The sequence below is a fragment of the Halostella sp. PRR32 genome, assembly GCF_034808085.1.
GTDB lineage: Archaea > Halobacteriota > Halobacteria > Halobacteriales > Natronoarchaeaceae > Halostella > Halostella pelagica.
This window is the reverse complement of record NZ_JAXHGL010000001.1, coordinates 369,029-385,818: the sequence shown is the minus strand read 5'-3', so window position 1 is coordinate 385,818 and position 16,790 is coordinate 369,029. Positions and strand designations below refer to the sequence as shown.

Below are 16,790 nucleotides of genomic sequence, written 5' to 3'. Positions count from 1 at the left end.
CCTTTTCTGCGTCTACGTGCGGTTCCCGCCGTCTCGCGGTACGCTGTCGGCGTCTCGTAAGGACCGTCGCAACTGTGTACCGGTATTCGCCGTCACCGCGTCGTCGAAAAACCCGAACTGAAGTACGATAGTCCCTCTCAGCGCGTGCTGATCTCGTCTTCGTCACGGACGATCTGAGTTTCCGCCTCGCCGCTCGTCAGTTCGTTCACAGTGTCGTAGAAGTCGTTCTGGAGTCCGGCCGGGAACGTCAGCACGCCTATCCACGACCCGTCAGGTTGCCACTCTTCGCGCTCTAAGTCGCCGTACTCGCGGATCTTCGCCTGCGCGCTCCCCGCGTGGTCCGCCGGAACGCTGACCGCGACAGTCACCTCGTCGAACCGGATCGGAATGATCGGGCGGAGGTCATCAAGCGCCTCGTCGACCTGGTTCTCGACGGGTTCCATCGGGTCGACGGTGAAACCGGCTTCCTCCAGCGCGTTCTCGATGCGGTCGGGAGGATGGGGAGCGTCGTCCATCTGGGGGTTGACCGCGTTGCGCGCGATGCGCTGAACGAGTTGTTTGTGCTTTTGCTCTTGCATCTCCCGACGCTGGTCGGCGGTGATCTGGATCTCTCCGCGCTGTATTACCTCGGGGATGATCTCCAGTGGGTCTGTCGTTCCGAACACCTCTTCGAGGTCGGCTTCCGCGGGACGGTCTCCCCTGCTCGCGTTTTCGAAGACGTCCTCCGCGGCGATAACGTCCTCCAGTTCACCCTCGAACTCGTCTCGTTTGATCTCGAGGGCAGCGTCGGGGTCGACGAGTACCTCGAAGCGCGCCCCGTGGGACTCGAGCCGCGCCGTCACCGCGTCCTCTAGCGAAATCATATCCGTCAGTAACGCGGCCCGGTTAAAAGGTGTTTCCCGCGAGAGAACTCTCTGACGAAAGCGAGCGAGATTACTCCTCGCTGCCGTCGTCGTCGGACTCCTCGTCGTCGGCGGGTTCGTCGCCGGTCTCGTCGGCAAGCAGGTCGTGCTCCGAAAGGTACTCGGCTATCTCGTCGTCGGTGAGTTCGATGTACGACTCCGATTCAGCGTCGACCGTCGCGAGACCGAGCCGCTGCGGCGAGAGTTCGCCGTCGTTGGCGGTAGCGAGCGCTTCGAGCGCCAGCGTGATGCCGCCGTCGAGATCACCGTCCTCTTCGTAGTTCTCTTCGAGGTACTCCTGGATCTCGCCGCGGTCAGCGCCGACGGCGAGCGCCTTCCACTCGTAGGGAGTTCCCGACGGGTCCGTCTCGAACAGGCGCGGTTCGCCGTTCTCGATACCGCCGACGATGAGGGCGACGCCGAACGGGCGAGCGCCGCCGACCTGCGTGTACTGCTGTATGTGGTCGGTAACGTCTTTCGTCAGCATCTCGACGCCGATCGGTTCGCCGTAGCGCAACTGATTGACCTGTGCGCGGCGTCGGGCGAAGTCGATGAGCTGACGCGCGTCGGCGACGTGGCCGGCGCTCGCGATGCCGACGTGATCGTCGACCTTGTGCAGTTTCTCGACGCTCGTTCCCTCGATGAGCGGCGAGCGGATGCGCTTGTCGACGGCGAGAACGACGCCGTCAGCCGTCCGAACGCCGATACTCGCCGTCCCTCGCTTGACAGCCTCGCGAGCGTACTCGACCTGATACAGACGGCCGTCCGGTGAGAAGATAGTGATTCCGCGGTCGTAGGCCTGCTGTTTAGCTTGTCCCTGCATAGTATCACTCGAAATCGAGTTCCGTCGCGCCCGAAAACGATCCGTCGGTTCGAACGTCGTAGGTGCCGTTTCGAACGACGGCAGTCCGTTCCTGGTTCTCGAACGCGACCGTTCTCTGGGCTGAAAATTCCCCACGCCGTCCTAAATACTTTTCTTCACAGGCGCGAATGGTCCCACTCATCCCCCGAACGACGACGCCGACGGGGTGACCGTCGACCTCGTCGATACAGGCGATCGCCGCCCGCGCCTCGTCCGTGTGACCGTGGCGGACGCGGACGATGGTCTCGCCGTACCCGTCCTCGAACTCGAAGTCGAGCAGCGTCAGATCCGCGTCCGCGCTCCCGGCATCGCCGACGAGGTTCTGGGCGGCGTACCACAGTTCGCGCTGGAACGGGCCGCGCTCTACCTCGCCGTCGGGCCAGGTCTCGATGCCGACTGCGAGGTAGCGCCATTTCGGTCTGAGATGTTTCGGGAGGTGCTTCATGCGCCCCGGTCAGGCTCGTCGATAGACGGGACGCCGTCAGTGTCGGCCGCCACGCCCGGGACGCGTTCCGCGGCGAGGACGCCGACCTGGTCGTGGACCATCTCGACGGCCGTCAGCGCGAACCCGGAGTCGGTCAGTGCGTCAGCGAGGACGCCGACCGTCGCGGGGTCGTCGACCTCGGGGCTGTAAAACGGCACGTCCGGGTTCGGTTCCCCGAAGAACATCACGTCGCCGATGACGACGCGTCGCGGCTCCAGGTCGGCGATCGCGGCGATCCCCTCTCGCTTCTCGTCGTCGCTCAGATGGTGCATGGCGAAGTTGGTTGTCACGACATCCACGTCCGCGTCGGCGGGGGCGCTAGGGTCTCGAAAGCGTCCCTCCCCGAACTCGACGTTGCCGAGGCCGCGTTCCTCGGCCTTGGACTCGGCCTGTTCGAGCATCCCCTCGCTAATGTCGCGACCGATCACGCGGCCGGCCGGGGCGGTTCCCGACTGACCGTTCGGTGCCCCGGAGTCACTTTCGTCGGAGGCAAGCGCCAGTGCGATAGCGCCGGTTCCACAACCGAGGTCGAGAACGGTGTCGTCAGCCTCGGGAGCGGCGTGTTCGACCACAAGGTCCGCACAGGCGCGGTACTCCGGCGAGTTATCGTCGTCGTACTCGTCGGCTATCTCGCTGAACCGCGCTGCGTGTTCCTCAAGGCTCTTTTTCATACGTACCTCGTTTGACTCCGGGTTCAATGAATGACTCGGACTGGCGCTCCCGATTGCGCTCCGCGAGACGGTGCCACTCCCGGAGGCCGTCCGCCATCCACTCCCGAGAGAACCCGACCAGTTCGCCGACCGCGATCAGTTCTCGTGGCGCGCGGAGCTGTAAGTGCGAATAGGGGTTCGCGCTGACGACGTACGGCGCGTCGTACTGGTCGACAACCTCCCGGAGTTTCCGCATGTCGGAGAGCGCCTGCACGCGCGGGCCGCCGGTGAGGCCCAGGACCGGCGAGAAGTCGAACTCGACGCGGACGCCATTTTCGCGGGCGGCCTTCGCCAGCACGTGGTTGAAATCGCCGTCACCGGCCATCGGCCGCGCCAGTACGTCGACGCGTGGCTGTTCGACGGCGAAGCGGTTCAGTTCGGGCGTTCCGCCCTCCAAGAGGAGAACGGTCACGTCGCGGCGGTAGTTTCCGACGTACCCACTCGCCTGCTCTGGGCCGTCGGCGCGGATTTCCAGCCCGTCGACCACGTCGACGCCGTATTCGTCGTCGATGCGGTCGGCGTCGTAGTCGGGGCGTGCGTCGCTCCGGTTGCGGACGACCACGCCGTCGTAGCCGTACTCGCCGGCCGTTCGGGCGAGCCTGGCGACGGTGCTGTCGCCGTCCGGGTGGGCGTGGACCGCCTCGTACATGCCACGATAACGGCGGCGACGGGTCTTTGCAGTTGCGAAAGGCAGCCGAGGCTGGCCCAACCTGTTCGTCTCGTCCGGTCCGTACCGAACGGAACTGCCGGACTCGTCGGCTACGGGGAGTTCGGGAACTATGGCTGTGGCCGTGGACAGTCGTCGCATGGCTGCTGACGACGAGCACACGGATAGACCGCTTCATCGAGAGGACGAGGATATCGCCGCCGAAATCGCCGACGACACTGAAACGCTCCTCACGCTCCTCTCCGATTTTTACAGGGGCGGGATCAGCCAGGCGACCAGCAATCAGAACCGGATCGACCAGACGACGAACTGGGCGATAACCCTCATCGCTGCACTGCTATCGGTCGTGTTTTCAAGCCCGGATATGCCGGCGTATCTGCTAATAGTGGGGATCGTCATACTGTGTGTCTTCCTCTCGTACGAGGTGCGTCGCTACCGCTTTTTCGACCTGTACCGTTCGCGCGTCCGGTTCGTGGAAGAGAACGTTTACGCGAACGCGTTAGAACCGACCGGCGTCGAGCATTCGAACTGGCGCGAAGAGTTGAGTGACGACCTCCGAAACCCGACGTTCAAAGTGACGGTGACCGAAGCGTTGTCTCGGCGCGTTCACCGCGTATACGGGCTCTTGTTCGGCATTCTCGGCATCGGGTGGGTCGCGAAAGTTACGATGTTCACACCGGAGTCGCGGTGGACCGAGGCGGCGGAATTACCGGGCGTTAGCGGAGTCGTCGTGGCCGTGGTTCTCGGCGCGTTTTACCTCAGTATCGTCGTGATCGCAAAGTGGCCGAGCGACCGCGAAGCAAAGGGCGAAATACACGGTGAGGAGCCCGGAGAGTGGAAAAACCAGTGAACGGTCACAGCCGGTGTCACGACCCGCTACCGCCGTATCCGGAACCCGTCCTCGCTCTCCGGTTCCTCGTACTCTACCTCGACTGTTTCCACGTCGGCGCTCGAACTGCCCTCGTGACAGAACTCGACCATCTCCTCGACGGCGTCCTCGGGACCCTCAAAGACGGCCTCGACGCGGCCGTCTTGCAGGTTACGAACCCAGCCGTCGACGCCGTTCTCCCGGGCGGTGTCCCGGGTGGTCGCGCGGAAGTAGACGCCCTGAACCCGGCCCGAGACGAACACGTGTGCGCGCGAGCGGTCGCTCATGGCTGGCGTATCGACTGCACACAGTAAGAAGCTATCGCGTACAGATCGGGGTTCGAGACAGGCGTCCGTTGTCCTCGTCGCTCACGCCGTCCGGAGATGATGAAATACGTAGGTCTGGACGTAACCGGCGTACGTCCCCTCGCCGGCCGACCCTGACGAACCGCCGTCCGCGGCGCTTGCCGGTGAGCCGAAGCGTTGGCGGATCGCGCGCGAGGTGTCCGCGTAGTTCCCGCGGTCGGCCTCGGGGTAGTACTCCTCGATAGTCGATCGGATCCAGGTGTCGAGCGGAACGGCTTCGAGGAAGTCGAGCGAGAACAGCAAGACGCAGTCGGCCACTTTGTCTCCGACGCCGACGAACTGCGTGAGGTAGTCGCGGGCCTCCTCGTACGGCAGGTCCCGCGCGTCGGCGGGGTGTGCCTCGCCGTCGGCGACCATCTCGGCGGTGCGCTGGACGTAGGGTGCGCGGTAGCCCAGTCCGAGGTCCCGGAGTTCCGCCTCGGTCGCGCCCGCGAGTTGCTCCGGCGTCGGGAAGGCGTAATACGTCCCGCCGTCGAACTCGACGGGAGTGCCGTAAGCCTCGGCGAGTGCAGTCACCATCGAGTGGATGCGAGAGACGCGCATCTGTGCCGAGCAGATAAAGGAGACGAGACAGCCGAACGGCGGGTCCCGGACGAGTCGCAGCCCGCAGTAGGCGTCGTACGCCTCGCGGATCAGGTCGTCGTTGGGCGACGCCGCGACGATAGCCTCCAGGTCGTCGTCGAGTCGAAGGAGGTCGAACAGGTACGGTTCGGCGTCGGTCGTCGATTCCCACCGTAGTTCGGTCCCCTCCTGACGCGCCCGGATCACCTCGCCGTCGACCACGGTGTAATACTGATCCGACCCGCCGTAGGGGTCGTCGGTCTCGTACATCCGTCCGTCTTCACGCCGCCAGAGATACGATTGACCGCTCTCGACAGTCGATTGCAGATCGAAGCCGCCGGGGAGCGCCGCCACGTCGATAACACCCGATTCCATCGGTCGTGTACAGGGCGGGACGGGGCTTGTCGGTTTCGAGTTCGGGGAGGGCTAAGCTTCTTACTGTTGGCCAATGAAGAACAATATACAGATGAACTGCAGAGTTGTCGTTGAGGCGGCAGTGCCGGTGTACGACGTAGGGAGTTCGGACGAAGCCGTCCGGATCGCCATCTCGAAAACGGGCGAGATGTTGAATCCGGATCTCAACTACGTCGAAATAAATATGGGAGAACGGACCTGCCCCCACTGCGGTGAGGGACAGGACCCTGCGTTCATCGCGGCCGACGAGAGCCTCGTCGCGCTGGAGCTCGAAATGACGGTGTTCAACGTCGAGCGCGAAGAGCACGCCTCTCGCATCGCCCGAAAGGAGATAGGGCAGCGACTGGAGAACATCCCGCTGGAGGTGATCGAGGTCGAAGTCATCGAAGACGAATCGGCCGACGAGGATTCGGAGGAACAGACCACCGACAGCGCCGACACGGACGAGGAGGCGGCGTCCGAGAGCGACGACGACGAGGTTCTCCCCGAGTTCGAGGACCTCATCGAGTAACGCAGGTCGTTCCGAACCGCTCGTCGACGAAACGACATTTCTGCAGTTTTCCCGAACGTCGAGCAGTAGCAGTGAGAACGAAAGAGAACGTGAGTTCTACTGGAACGCAGTAGCTACGGGGTGTAGTGAGCCACAGAACGCACGCGAGTTACCGTTCAGTCGGCGGTTGCGTGGACCGTTTCCGACTCTTCGTCGCCTTCCATCTGAGAAGTAATGCCGTTTGCCAGTGCAAAGACTGCGGCCTTGTGGTCTGTTTTTGATTTGTGAATCGATGTCGGTCGTACACCGAGAGCCTCGTATTCACTCAGATCGACGGTAACCTCGTGTCGCTCTTCGTGGTGATTGGAAACCTCTGCAAGCAGGCCGTGAAGGTGGATGAGCTCCTGCTTTTTCATAGACATCCACTGCTTACGACTGGAGGGTTATATTATTATCTTGAGTCCCGTTAACACATATCTCTCTATAGCCGGAGTATGAGGCTTAATACCAATGATTCTGCTCGGATCGGATTGTAGATGTAACTCGACGTACGTTGCAGTTCAAAGCCCTGGACGACGAAGTGATTGGACGGTGATATTACTCCAAGAGGGTGCAACTTCTCCGCCCCGAGTGACGCCGTTGCCCCCATGCAGGAGCCATCAGCACCCTCAATTGAGGAAAGCCGACAGTAATTTGTTCAGGAATCGGCATTGTACGCGTATGGATTACGACGATCAACTGAACCGTGCCATCGAAAAGACACCGGAGATAGAGGGGAGCAGCGACCGGTTCGACGTTCCGGAACCCGACGTACGCCAAGAGGGGAAATCGACCGTGTACGAGAACTTCCAGGACACGGTCGACACGCTCGGCAGGGACGACGACCACGTCGTGAAATATCTGCAGGACGAACTCGGAACCAGCGGCCACATCGACGAGAGCGGCCGGGCCAGACTGACCGGCGAGTTCGGCCAGGACCGGATCGCAGATGCCGTCGACGAGTACACTGAGGAGTTCGTTCTCTGCGACGAGTGCGGCCTACCCGATACGCGGATCGAACGCGAACAGGGCGTCCCGGTTCTCCGGTGTGAGGCTTGCGGCGCGCGCTCGGCGACCAGTTCGTGACTACTGGAGCGATTTCAACGTCTCCAGGTCGCGATTGGTCCGCGCGAACTCTGCCGTACGCCGGGTGGCGTGACAGTTCGGGCAGTGGAACATACTGTCGTAGCGAGGCAGTTCGCTCGGCGACGACTCCCAATCTTTGGTACATTCAGGACAGACCAACTGGACAAACGCTTCCTCCATGAAAGGGACCCTCACGCGGAAGGGTGAAAAATCTTGTCGGCAGTTCGAGCGCCGGTGTGCAACGTAGCTAGCTTCGGACGAATCCGACAGCTCGGGTCCGCCTTTCGGTTGTCTCGCCGTCTGAGAGGAACTACTGTATAGTAGCGCTTGCAAGTCATCACACACACACACGATCGCACGACTGCGTGCGATCGGATCTGTAAACAGTTGCAAGCGCTACTATAACTGTTTCCCGCTACGACCGCACGAGAACGTGCGGTCGATGCCGAAATGACTCACAGCAGTCCCTATCAGTGGCCGACCGCGTCGGAAGGGGCGCGAACCGCCTCAGTCCCCACCGACCGCTGGGACTACTGGCTACTCGACTGTGACGCTTTTCGCGAGGTTCCGCGGCTTGTCGATAGAGCGCCCCATGATCTTCGCCACGTGGTAGGCGAACAATTGCAGGTAGACGTTCGCCAGGAGCGGTTCCAGTCGCCCGAGTTCGGGCACGTCGAACGTCGCATCGAGGAACTTTTCGGCTCCCTCATACGAGGAGATGCCGACGACGGGCGCGCCGCGGGATTCGACCTCCTTTACGTTGTTGAGCGTCGCCTTCGGGTTCGCCCCCTCCGTGAGAACCGCAAGCACGGGCGTGTTCGGCGTCACCAGCGCGAGGGTGCCGTGTTTCAGTTCGCCCGCGGCGAACCCCTCCGCGTGGGCGTAGGATATCTCCTTGAGTTTCAGCGCGCCTTCCAGCGCGACCGGACAGCCGAGTTTTCGGCCGACGAAGAAAAACGCCTCGCCGTCTACGTACTCCTCCGCCACCTCGCGGATCTCGTCTTCGACGTCCAGGATCTGCTGGATAGCCCCGGGGAGGCCGCGAGCGTTTTCGAGCAGTTCGCTCGCGTCGTCGGCCGACAGCATGCCGCGTTCGCGCCCGAGATAGACGGACAGAAGCGACAGCGTCGTCACCTGCGCGGCGAACGTCTTCGTCGCCGCCACGCCGATCTCCGGGCCGGCACGGATGTAGATAGCGTCGTCGGCCTCGCGGGCGGCCGTGCTTCCGACGGTGTTCGTGACCGCCATCGTCCGAGCGCCGGCGCGGGCGGCCTCGCGCATCGCCGAGAGCGTGTCGGCCGTCTCGCCGCTCTGGGTGACGGCGACGACGAGCGTCCGCCACGGGTCGCGCCCGCCGGTGAACTCGTACTCGCTCGCAACCTTCACGGAGACGCGAACGTCCGCCAACTCCTCGATCAACTGCTGTGCGTACAGGCCGGCGTGATAGGACGTGCCGCAGGCGACGACCTGTACCTCCTCGACGGACTGGAGATACTGCTCGGGCATGTCGAGTTCGAGGTCGACATCTCCGCCGACCGCGTCGACCCGACCCGAGAGCGTCTGTCGGAGCGAGCGGGGCTGCTCGTGGATCTCCTTCAGCATGTAGTGGTCGTAGCCGCCCTTCTCCGCCGCTTCGGCTTCCCAGTCGACCGTCCGGACGGCCCGGTCGACGACACCCTCGTCGCCGTACACCGTGATGCCGTCGGCCGTGGCCGAGACGACGTCGCCGTCCTCGACATAGGACACCTTTCTGGTGTGTTCGAGGAACGCGGTGACGTCGCTGGCGAGGAAGTTTCCGTCCTCTCCGTGGCCGACGACGAGCGGGCTGTCCATCCGCGCGGCGACCATGCCGTCGTGGCCGACCGCCGTAACCGCGAAGGCGTAGCTCCCTTCCAGCCGGTCGAGAACGGCCTGTACCGCGCCGACCAGGTCGTCGCCGACGTACACCTCTTCCAGCAAGTGCGGGATGACTTCCGTGTCGGTTTCGCTGGTGAACTCGTGGTCCGAGAGTTCGTCCTGCAGGCTGTCGTAGTTCTCGATGATCCCGTTGTGGACCACGGCGATCCGCCCCTCGCAGTCGGTGTGCGGGTGGGCGTTCTCGTCGGTCGGTTCGCCGTGAGTCGACCAGCGCGTGTGGCCGATACCCAGTTTCGCGTCCGTCGACTCGGGCAGTTGGAGGTCGTCGATCTCGCCTTGCTGCTTGTACACCTCGATGGCACCGTCGTTGAGGGCGACCCCCGCGGAGTCGTAGCCGCGGTACTCCAGGTTCTTCAGGCCGGTCGCGACGACCGAGATGGGGGACGTATCGCCGACGTAACCGATGATTCCACACATGCTATCCCCCCCGCACCTCCGCGTCGGGCGGAACGCGCCCGGAGACGGTGACCCCGTCTCCGACGTGCGCGCCGTCGCCAATGACCGTTCCCTCGTCCAGGACGACGCCCGCCCCGACGCTCGCGTTGTCCCCGACGACGGCCCCGAGGTCGACATCCTCGAAGTACGTGCCGTCGACGATCACGTCCGCGGGACCGCCGGGGGACGTGGAATTCGGCCCCACAGTCGCGTTCTCCGCGACGACGCAGTCGCGGAGGACCGCGCCGTCGTGGATAGTGGCGTCGTCGAACGCGACGACGTTCGAGAGAACGGCGTTCGCGCCGACAGTGACGTTGTTTCCGAGCGCGGTTCCCCGCCTGATGGTCGCGTTGGAACCGACGCGGGTCCCCGACCCGATCCGAACGTTATCGGCGACGTGGGCGCCCGCCTCGACGGTGCCGTTCTGTACCGGGTCGTCCATCGCATCGAGAACCTGCGCCGTGACGGCCGTAACGTCCCAGAGATAGGAGACGTCGACCCAGAGGCCACGGTATCGGACTGCGCGTACCGGACGGTCGCCGATCATGGCCTCTATCGCGGCGGTGAGCGCACGCTCGCCGTCGGGACCAGGGTCGATAGCGCGGATATACTCGAACACGGACTGGTCGAAGGCGTACACGCCGGCGTTGACGATATCGGACGGGACAGCGGCCGCGCGCGGTTTCTCCGTGATCCCCGAGACGCCGTCCCCGTCCAGCGTGACGACGCCGTACTCGCTCGGGTCGTCGGCGGGCGTGACGGCCATCAGCGTCCCGTCCGTCTCGGCGTGGTTTTCGACCAGCCGTTCGACCAGGCCGGCGGTGATGATCCGGTCGCCGTTGAGTACCAGAAAATCGTCGCCGACGGCCGATTCGGCCTGCAAAACGGCGTGACCGGTCCCGAGCTGTTTCCCCTGAGTCGCGTACTCGATGTCGACGCCCCAGCGGTGGCCGTCGCCGAAGTACGTCTGGATGCGTTCGCGCTTGTACCCGACGACGAGGACTATCTCGTCGATCCCCGCGTCTGAAACGGCTTCGATGACGTACTCCAGAAGCGGCTGGTTGGCGATGGGAACCATCGGCTTCGGTCGGCGGTTCGTCAGCGGTTCGAGCCGTTGGCCCTCCCCGGCCGCGAGGATGACTGCTTTCATAGCACGGTCCCTCTCATTGTGATTCACCGGTCGGATTCATATCGAATCACCTCTGTCTTCCATGACGGACTCCCCCGGCCGCGTCATCGCGCCGGCACCGAGTTTCGTCCCGGGGTTGAGACTCGTGTTGATCCCGGTTTTTACCCCGTCACCGAAGACGACGCCGAGCTTGCGACGGCCGGTGTCGACGCGTTCGCCCTTGACCGTCATCTTCACGTTGTCGTCGTCGTGCCGGAGGTTGGCGACGGTCGTCCCGGCCCCGAAGTTCGCGTCGCGGCCGACCACCGAATCGCCCACGTACGAGAGGTGGCCGGCGGACGCGCCGGCCATCAGGATGGAGTTTTTCACCTCGACGGCGTTGCCGACGCGGACGTCCGGCCCGATGACGCTCGCGCCGCGAACGTAGGCGTTCGGCCCGACGTCGGCTCCGGACTGGATGATCACCGGCCCTTCGACGTACGCCCCGTCGCGAACGCGAGCTCCTTCCTCGACGACGACGGGGCCTTTCAGCGTCGCTCGTTCCTCGACCTCGCCGTCGATCCGGCCCTCCAGATCGTTGAGTTTCGCCTCGGTGGCGTCAAGCAACTCCCACGGACGGCCGACATCTAGCCAGCGGTCGTCGTGTTCGACGACGGCGACCTGATGGTCATCATCCAGCAGCATCTCCAGCGATTCGGTTATCTCGTACTCGCCGCGCTGGCTCATTCCGGTCCGCTCGATGTAGTCGAAGATAGCCGGGTCGAACGCGTACAGGCCGAGGTTCGCCAGGTTAGACGGCGGGTCGTCCGGTTTCTCGACGATGCTGTCGGCGCGCCTGAGACCGTCCTCACCGGTGCCGTCCAGTCCGACCACGCCGTACGAGGTGGGGTCGTCGACGCGCATCGTGGCGATGGTCGTCGTCCCGGTCTCTGCGAGGCGTCGGACGAGGCCGGGGTCGAAGACGACGTCGCCGTTCAGCGCGAGGAACCGCTCGTCGACGTGCGGTTCGGCTGCCCCGATGGCGTGGGCCGTTCCGAGTTGTTCATCCTGTTCGACGTAGTCGACCGGGAGGTTGCGAAACTCGTCGCCGACGTGCTCGCGGATAGCGTCGGCGTGATAGCCGACGACGAGGACGTAGCCGTCGACGACGCTCTCGCAGGCGTCCATGACGTGTTCGAGCATGGGTTTGCCCGCGACGGGGAGCATCGGCTTCGGCCGGTTCGCGGTCAGCGGCCGCATCCGCGTCCCCTCGCCGGCGGCGACGACGACCGCTTTCATCGCGCCACCTCTCGGACTGTGCGGTTGACGGTCATCGTATCATCTCCCGGACCGCGCGTTCCACGTCGTACTCGGCCTCGAAGCCGATAGCCGTCTCGGCCTCGCTCGTGTCGACGGTGAAATCGCTCACGTCCGTCTCGCTCTCTCGGGGGTTCTCGACCATCTCGATAGGGACCTCGTATCCGCGCTCCTCGGCGACGGTGGCCTGGACGACTTCCGCGATGTCCTTGATGCTCCGGTCGTCGCCGCTCGCGAGCGTGAACGTCGTCGCGCCGTCGTCGCTCCCGACGAGTTCGTCGAGCGAGTGGGCGTACGCCCGGGCAACGTCTTTCACGTGTATGAAGTCGCGGGCCTGAGTGCCGGGTTCGTGGACGGTCAGCGGTTCCTCGGAGAGCGCCTTATCGACGAAGATGTTGATGACGGTGTTCTTGCCGATCTCGCGGCCGCCGAGTTCGTGGTGGCCGTAGAGGTTCGATTTGACGTACACGTGTGCGGGGAACTGCCCGTCGGCGAGCTGATGGATGTCGTCCTCGGAGAGCGCCTTGCTCCGCCCGTAGAAGTTGAGCGGGTTCCGGGGATGGTCGGACGAGATGGGGAACTCGACGGGGTCGCCGATGATCGCCATGCTGCAGGGGAACACGAGCGGCGTCCCCCACTCGTGACAGAGCCACGCGACGTTTTCGGTGCCGCCGACGTTGACGTCGAACGCCCGCTCTTTGTTCTCTTCGCAGTCCGGAACGCCGCTAATGCCGGCCAGATGCATGATCGCATCCGTGTCGCTGAAGGCGGTACGGAGCGCGTCGCGGTCGCGGATGTCGACGCTCTCGACGGGTAGCCCGTCTATCTCCTCGACGTCGCCGGTCGAGAAGTCATCGATCGGGACGACCTCGTGGCCGGCGTCGAGCAGTATCTTCGTGACGCGGGAGCCGATATAGCCCGCGGCCCCGGTCACGCCTACGGTGTGCGTTTCTGTCATGTATGGGTTCTCAATGTGGTGTCGGAAAGGCCTTCTGTGGGTTTTCGTCGTGCGGTTCGTCAGTTCGCCGGTCCGTCGAACCTGTTCGAGAGGTCCGTAATGCCGTCGTGGAGGGTGTACTCGGGGACGAACTCTCGGTCCGCCATGCGGTCGAACGTCACGCTGTACGACGGTCCCGGGTCCTCGTCTTCGAGGTAGTCCGTTTCCACTTCGGTACCGACCGCGTCGGCCACCGCCGCGGCGATGTCCTCGATACGGTAGTTGCCCTCGCCGACGTTGTATCGGCCTTCCGGCCAGTGGAGGGCAGCCGCGAACGCGCGGGCGGTGTCCTGGACGTGGAGGAACGGCCGCCAGTTCCGACCGTCGCCGTAGACGGTCAACGGTTCGCCCATCGTGGCGCGGAAGACGAAGGAGTTGACGACGAGGTTGAACCTGACGCCCGGACTCCACCCGTAGTTCGTCGCCAGGCGGAGCGCCACGGTTTCGACGTCGGCGTCGAAACAGGCGTCCTCCGCGGCGAGTTTGGACTCCGCGTAGGGGTTTCCGGGGTCAGTCGGGGAGGACTCGTCGAGGTCCGTCTCGTACGTTTCGCCGTACACGTTGCACGAACTGGCGAGGACGACCCGGTCGACGCCGGCGTCCTCCGCCGCCCGCAGGACCGTCTCGGTGCCGCCGAGGTTCACGTCGAACGTCTCTTCCCGGATGTCGTGAGTCTGGGCCGCGCCGGTGATCGCCGCGAGGTGGATCACCGCGTCGATGCCCGCCATGGCCTCTCGCACCCGTTCCTCGTCGCGGACGTCGCCGCGGACGAACTCCACGGCGGGCGCGTCGAGCAGGTTTCGCGGCGAGGACAGCGAGAAGTCGTCGAGGACCCGTATCTCGTGGGCCTCCTCGTCCAGCACCGGCAACAGGGCGCTGCCGACGTAGCCTGCGCCCCCCGTGACGAGGACGTTAATCGAGCAACACCTCCGGCAAGAACCGGTCCTCGTGCGCGGTGATCCGGCCGTCGTGGCGGGTCAGCGTGGTCAACACGTCGCGGATCCCCGCTTCGAGCGACTGCGGTTCGCCGACGAGGTCACCGAACTCCTCGTTTTCCATCTCCATCTTGTGTTCCTCGTCCTCGTCGCGCGGGTTCTCGACGTGGGTTATCTCCACGTCCAGGTCGAACTCCTCGCCCACCTCTTGGATGGTCTCGGCGAGTTCGATGATCGAGACGGGGCGTGCGACCTGATTGTACACGTCGACGTCGCCGCTGTCGCTGTGACCGCGTTCGACGAGCGTCGCGAGGCTCTCGACCGTGTCGCGGAGGCCGACCATCGGCTTGCGCTGTTCGCCCTTGCCGTAGACGGTGAGCGGGTAGCCCGCGACGGCCTGAGCGCAGAAGCGGTTGACCACGGTCCCGAAGTAGTAGTCGAAGTCGAACCGGGTCGGCAGTTCGAGTTCCTCCGTCTCCCCGGTTTCGGTCCCGAAGACGATAGCGGTACGGACGTCACTGACGGGTTGACCCCACTGCGTATTGGCGAGGCGCGCGTTCGCGTTGTCGAAGGACTTGGTGACGTGGTACCAGGACCCGCCCATCGCCGGGAACGGCACGTCGTCTCGCTCGCCCTGGTTCTCCATCGTCGCGCCGCCTTCGGGGATGGGGAACTCGGGCGCGCCGTAAACGCCGGTCGTGGTCGTCTCGATGAAGTGCGTGTCCTCCAGACCGGCCTCTTTCAGGCCGTAGAGCAGGTTGACGTTCATCGAGAGGTTGTTGCGCTGCGTGTACAGCGCGCGTTCGCCGTTGATCTGGGAGTACGGCGCGCTCGGCTGGGCCGCCGCGTGGACGACCGTGTGCGGTTCGTGAACGTCGAGCAACTGCGTCACTTCGTCGCGGTCCGCCAGGTCGGCGTAGACGAAACTCAGGTTCGGTTCCGCTGCGAAACGATGTTCCGGGTCGTCGACAGGGACCGCAGAGACGCTCCCCGCGTCTTCTACCCAATCGCGCCGTGCGAGGTTGTCAACGCCGACAACTCGCTCGTCGAGTCGTCGCGCCAGTCTGAGAGCGGTCGGCCAACCGACGTAGCCATCTGCACCGGTGACGAGAACCGTCATAGTTACTCAGGATATGAGTAACTTGGTTCATAAGCCTTTTGTCTGCCATACAATGTTTCGAGGGCTGAGGCCGCAGATCACCCGATAGTGGACGACAGACGGTGCGTCCTCGATAGCCGGTCTACGGCCAGCAATCGGTACGGGCTCGGCAACCGATTCGTATTCGACAGACGGTGCACACTCGACAGTAGGAATACGGTCCACAGTCGATGCGACCTCGTCAGTCGAGACACTCTCGGCCGAACGCTTGCGGCGGTCGATACGAGAATCAGTCCGTGGGAAATCGTTCCGTATGCGACCAGTGCGGACCGTTACTCTGGGTACTCGGTGACGCTCTCGTACTCCCAGATGAGGTCGAAATACCGTTTCATTCCCGCCACGAACGATCCGTTCTCGGTGATCGCCGCCTGCCGTCTGTGGTTCGGTACGTCGCGCTCTTCGACGAGGAAGAGGGCTTTCCCGCTGTCGTACTCCATGCTAGGGTCGACGAACGTCCCGCGCCACGGGAGCCGTTCCTCGGAGAAACGGATGTCGACCTGCGGGTACTCCTCGGCGATCCGGTCGACGATGTCCGCCTGGATCTCCTGTTTCTCCTCGGGGAGGTGCCGCGGGTGAAGGAAGAGAACGTCGACGCCGACGCGGTCGACCGCGTCGCTGAAGGCGGATTCGATCCCGTCGAAGTACTCGAAGCTGTTCGTGATGACGTGGACGCCATCAGTCGCCGAGTTGTACAGCTGTCGCGTCTCCGATTCGCTTGGCTCTCCCACGTCGACGACGTAGAACAGTTCGGCAGTGGGCGAACGGTCCTGGTCCGCTTGCTCGAACCGCGGGCGGAACTCCGCGAGGAACTCGTCGCGGAGGTCCTCTACCTCGTTACAGTACCGTTCGTACTCCTGGCGACGGTTTTCCTTCACCCGTTCGAGGATCGTTTCCGGCGGTTTCGACTGGTACTCCTTCGGCCGACCGGGATACACCTTGATGTATCCCATCTCCGCGAGCGAGTCGAGCACGCCGTAGATGCGAGCCTTCGGAATCCCCGTCGCCTCCGCGATGTCCGGCGCAGTCGTCCGGCCGGCGGAGAGCAGATGCGACAGCGCAGTCGCCTCGTACTCTTTCAGATCGAGTTGTTCGAGAAGTTCTGTTGGGTCACGTGCGGCCATTAGACACCGATTGAGACCCATCCCACGTAAATCGGCCGTTGCTCCCAAAGGTTTATGTCCCGCTCCACATTTGTTACTCACGAACTGAGTAACTATGTCCGACGGTACACCCGAAGACGAACCGGAAGCGTGCAGGGTCGACGACCACCTCGACGACGTCGACGACGGATGCGGGTGTACCGAGATCTGGGAACACCTGAGCGAGCGTCGCGAGGCGGCGGACGACTGACCGGACGTTCGGTCGGTGACCGCACGACGGACAGACGGATGTACGACTGGTAACTGTCTGGATGACGGTTCTACGGCTGACGACTGACGGTTCTACGACTGACGACTCTGCGAGGTTCGACTGT

20 protein-coding genes are annotated in these 16,790 nt (G+C 63.9%); 4 read left to right on the top strand and 16 right to left on the bottom strand.

The features are described from left to right. Positions 1-137 precede the first annotated feature (137 nt). The 5 genes from SM753_RS02095 to SM753_RS02075 all read right to left on the bottom strand — a co-directional run bounded on the left by SM753_RS02095 (position 138) and on the right by SM753_RS02075 (position 3,607). On the bottom strand, positions 138-863 hold the full coding sequence (locus SM753_RS02095) for a ribosome assembly factor SBDS (RefSeq protein ID WP_135534415.1): 726 nt from the start codon (positions 861-863) through the stop codon (positions 138-140). Between the two features lie 70 nt (positions 864-933). After that, positions 934-1,725, bottom strand: a complete 792-nt coding sequence (gene psmA, locus SM753_RS02090; RefSeq protein ID WP_323190350.1) for an archaeal proteasome endopeptidase complex subunit alpha — start codon at positions 1,723-1,725, stop codon at positions 934-936. Positions 1,726-1,729: 4 nt separating this feature from the next. Beyond that, on the bottom strand, positions 1,730-2,209 hold the full coding sequence (locus SM753_RS02085) for an Rpp14/Pop5 family protein (RefSeq protein WP_135534413.1): 480 nt from the start codon (positions 2,207-2,209) through the stop codon (positions 1,730-1,732). After that, positions 2,206-2,919 carry a class I SAM-dependent methyltransferase gene (locus SM753_RS02080; RefSeq protein WP_323190349.1) on the bottom strand — a complete coding sequence of 238 codons (714 nt, stop codon included), beginning with the start codon at positions 2,917-2,919 and terminating at the stop codon, positions 2,206-2,208. Before SM753_RS02080 ends, SM753_RS02085 begins: the two co-directional genes overlap by 4 nt. Continuing rightward, positions 2,903-3,607, bottom strand: coding sequence for an RNase P subunit p30 family protein (locus tag SM753_RS02075; protein WP_323190348.1), 705 nt, complete (start codon positions 3,605-3,607; stop codon positions 2,903-2,905). The genes SM753_RS02080 and SM753_RS02075 overlap by 17 nt, the downstream gene beginning before the upstream one ends. 157 nt (positions 3,608-3,764) lie before the next feature. On the opposite strand from SM753_RS02075, the gene SM753_RS02070 reads away from it, so the two are divergent. Continuing rightward, positions 3,765-4,475, top strand: coding sequence for a DUF2270 domain-containing protein (locus tag SM753_RS02070; protein ID WP_323190347.1), 711 nt, complete (start codon positions 3,765-3,767; stop codon positions 4,473-4,475). A 26-nt stretch (positions 4,476-4,501) separates the two neighbouring features. On the opposite strand, the gene SM753_RS02065 is transcribed toward SM753_RS02070, so the two are convergent. Both SM753_RS02065 and SM753_RS02060 read right to left on the bottom strand, forming a co-directional pair. After that, a complete protein-coding gene (locus SM753_RS02065; RefSeq protein ID WP_135534409.1) occupies positions 4,502-4,780 on the bottom strand; it encodes an acylphosphatase in 279 nt (92 codons plus the stop codon). An 81-nt stretch (positions 4,781-4,861) separates the two neighbouring features. Then, a complete protein-coding gene (locus SM753_RS02060; protein WP_323190346.1) occupies positions 4,862-5,794 on the bottom strand; it encodes a DNA glycosylase in 933 nt (310 codons plus the stop codon). Positions 5,795-5,885: 91 nt separating this feature from the next. Between SM753_RS02060 and SM753_RS02055 the strand changes: the two genes are divergently transcribed. Beyond that, positions 5,886-6,344, top strand: a complete 459-nt coding sequence (locus SM753_RS02055; protein WP_135534407.1) for a DUF555 domain-containing protein — start codon at positions 5,886-5,888, stop codon at positions 6,342-6,344. A 155-nt stretch (positions 6,345-6,499) separates the two neighbouring features. On the opposite strand, the gene SM753_RS02050 is transcribed toward SM753_RS02055, so the two are convergent. Beyond that, on the bottom strand, positions 6,500-6,739 hold the full coding sequence (locus SM753_RS02050) for a UPF0058 family protein (RefSeq protein ID WP_135534406.1): 240 nt from the start codon (positions 6,737-6,739) through the stop codon (positions 6,500-6,502). A 304-nt stretch (positions 6,740-7,043) separates the two neighbouring features. Between SM753_RS02050 and SM753_RS02045 the strand changes: the two genes are divergently transcribed. Continuing rightward, positions 7,044-7,448 (top strand): translation initiation factor IF-2 subunit beta, encoded by a 405-nt coding sequence (locus SM753_RS02045; protein WP_138797640.1) that lies wholly within the window; start codon positions 7,044-7,046, stop codon positions 7,446-7,448. On the opposite strand, the gene SM753_RS02040 is transcribed toward SM753_RS02045, so the two are convergent. The 8 genes from SM753_RS02040 to SM753_RS02005 form a co-directional block, all read right to left on the bottom strand. After that, positions 7,449-7,628: a hypothetical protein gene (locus SM753_RS02040; RefSeq protein WP_135534404.1), complete on the bottom strand. Its 180-nt coding sequence runs from the start codon at positions 7,626-7,628 to the stop codon at positions 7,449-7,451. Positions 7,629-7,985: 357 nt separating this feature from the next. After that, a complete protein-coding gene (gene glmS / locus SM753_RS02035; RefSeq protein WP_323190345.1) occupies positions 7,986-9,782 on the bottom strand; it encodes a glutamine--fructose-6-phosphate transaminase (isomerizing) in 1,797 nt (598 codons plus the stop codon). 1 nt (position 9,783) lies between these two features. Next, a complete protein-coding gene (gene glmU, locus SM753_RS02030; RefSeq protein WP_323190344.1) occupies positions 9,784-10,950 on the bottom strand; it encodes a bifunctional sugar-1-phosphate nucleotidylyltransferase/acetyltransferase in 1,167 nt (388 codons plus the stop codon). Between the two features lie 36 nt (positions 10,951-10,986). Continuing rightward, entirely contained in the window at positions 10,987-12,207 is a 1,221-nt protein-coding gene (gene glmU / locus SM753_RS02025) for a bifunctional sugar-1-phosphate nucleotidylyltransferase/acetyltransferase (protein ID WP_323190343.1), read from the bottom strand. Positions 12,208-12,238: 31 nt separating this feature from the next. Then, positions 12,239-13,183 (bottom strand): NAD(P)-dependent oxidoreductase, encoded by a 945-nt coding sequence (locus SM753_RS02020; RefSeq protein ID WP_135534400.1) that lies wholly within the window; start codon positions 13,181-13,183, stop codon positions 12,239-12,241. A 59-nt stretch (positions 13,184-13,242) separates the two neighbouring features. Next, on the bottom strand, positions 13,243-14,139 hold the full coding sequence (locus SM753_RS02015) for an SDR family oxidoreductase (RefSeq protein ID WP_323190801.1): 897 nt from the start codon (positions 14,137-14,139) through the stop codon (positions 13,243-13,245). Further along, entirely contained in the window at positions 14,135-15,277 is a 1,143-nt protein-coding gene (locus SM753_RS02010; RefSeq protein WP_135534398.1) for an NAD-dependent epimerase/dehydratase family protein, read from the bottom strand. Before SM753_RS02010 ends, SM753_RS02015 begins: the two co-directional genes overlap by 5 nt. A gap of 311 nt (positions 15,278-15,588) precedes the next feature. Next, positions 15,589-16,437, bottom strand: coding sequence for a helix-turn-helix domain-containing protein (locus tag SM753_RS02005; protein ID WP_138797636.1), 849 nt, complete (start codon positions 16,435-16,437; stop codon positions 15,589-15,591). 94 nt (positions 16,438-16,531) lie between these two features. Here SM753_RS02005 and SM753_RS02000 point away from each other — a divergent pair, with 94 nt between their 5' ends. Beyond that, the gene (locus SM753_RS02000; protein ID WP_259371278.1) at positions 16,532-16,666 is read left to right on the top strand and encodes a hypothetical protein; all 135 of its coding nucleotides are present in this window, start codon (positions 16,532-16,534) and stop codon (positions 16,664-16,666) included. The last annotated feature ends 124 nt before the right edge of the window (positions 16,667-16,790 follow it).

Coding starts and splice junctions, on each gene's coding strand:
- SM753_RS02000 (WP_259371278.1), top strand. CDS start 16,532: ATGTCCGACGGTACACCCGAAGACGAACCGGAAGCGTGCAGGGTCGAC.
- SM753_RS02010 (WP_135534398.1), bottom strand. CDS start 15,277: ATGACGGTTCTCGTCACCGGTGCAGATGGCTACGTCGGTTGGCCGACC.
- SM753_RS02070 (WP_323190347.1), top strand. CDS start 3,765: ATGGCTGCTGACGACGAGCACACGGATAGACCGCTTCATCGAGAGGAC.
- SM753_RS02065 (WP_135534409.1), bottom strand. CDS start 4,780: ATGAGCGACCGCTCGCGCGCACACGTGTTCGTCTCGGGCCGGGTTCAG.
- glmU (WP_323190343.1), bottom strand. CDS start 12,207: ATGAAAGCGGTCGTCGTCGCCGCCGGCGAGGGGACGCGGATGCGGCCG.
- SM753_RS02050 (WP_135534406.1), bottom strand. CDS start 6,739: ATGAAAAAGCAGGAGCTCATCCACCTTCACGGCCTGCTTGCAGAGGTT.
- SM753_RS02005 (WP_138797636.1), bottom strand. CDS start 16,437: ATGGCCGCACGTGACCCAACAGAACTTCTCGAACAACTCGATCTGAAA.
- SM753_RS02020 (WP_135534400.1), bottom strand. CDS start 13,183: ATGACAGAAACGCACACCGTAGGCGTGACCGGGGCCGCGGGCTATATC.
- SM753_RS02040 (WP_135534404.1), bottom strand. CDS start 7,628: ATGGAGGAAGCGTTTGTCCAGTTGGTCTGTCCTGAATGTACCAAAGAT.
- glmS (WP_323190345.1), bottom strand. CDS start 9,782: ATGTGTGGAATCATCGGTTACGTCGGCGATACGTCCCCCATCTCGGTC.
- SM753_RS02060 (WP_323190346.1), bottom strand. CDS start 5,794: ATGGAATCGGGTGTTATCGACGTGGCGGCGCTCCCCGGCGGCTTCGAT.
- SM753_RS02075 (WP_323190348.1), bottom strand. CDS start 3,607: ATGTACGAGGCGGTCCACGCCCACCCGGACGGCGACAGCACCGTCGCC.
- glmU (WP_323190344.1), bottom strand. CDS start 10,950: ATGAAAGCAGTCATCCTCGCGGCCGGGGAGGGCCAACGGCTCGAACCG.
- SM753_RS02055 (WP_135534407.1), top strand. CDS start 5,886: ATGAACTGCAGAGTTGTCGTTGAGGCGGCAGTGCCGGTGTACGACGTA.
- psmA (WP_323190350.1), bottom strand. CDS start 1,725: ATGCAGGGACAAGCTAAACAGCAGGCCTACGACCGCGGAATCACTATC.
- SM753_RS02045 (WP_138797640.1), top strand. CDS start 7,044: ATGGATTACGACGATCAACTGAACCGTGCCATCGAAAAGACACCGGAG.
- SM753_RS02095 (WP_135534415.1), bottom strand. CDS start 863: ATGATTTCGCTAGAGGACGCGGTGACGGCGCGGCTCGAGTCCCACGGG.
- SM753_RS02085 (WP_135534413.1), bottom strand. CDS start 2,209: ATGAAGCACCTCCCGAAACATCTCAGACCGAAATGGCGCTACCTCGCA.
- SM753_RS02080 (WP_323190349.1), bottom strand. CDS start 2,919: ATGAAAAAGAGCCTTGAGGAACACGCAGCGCGGTTCAGCGAGATAGCC.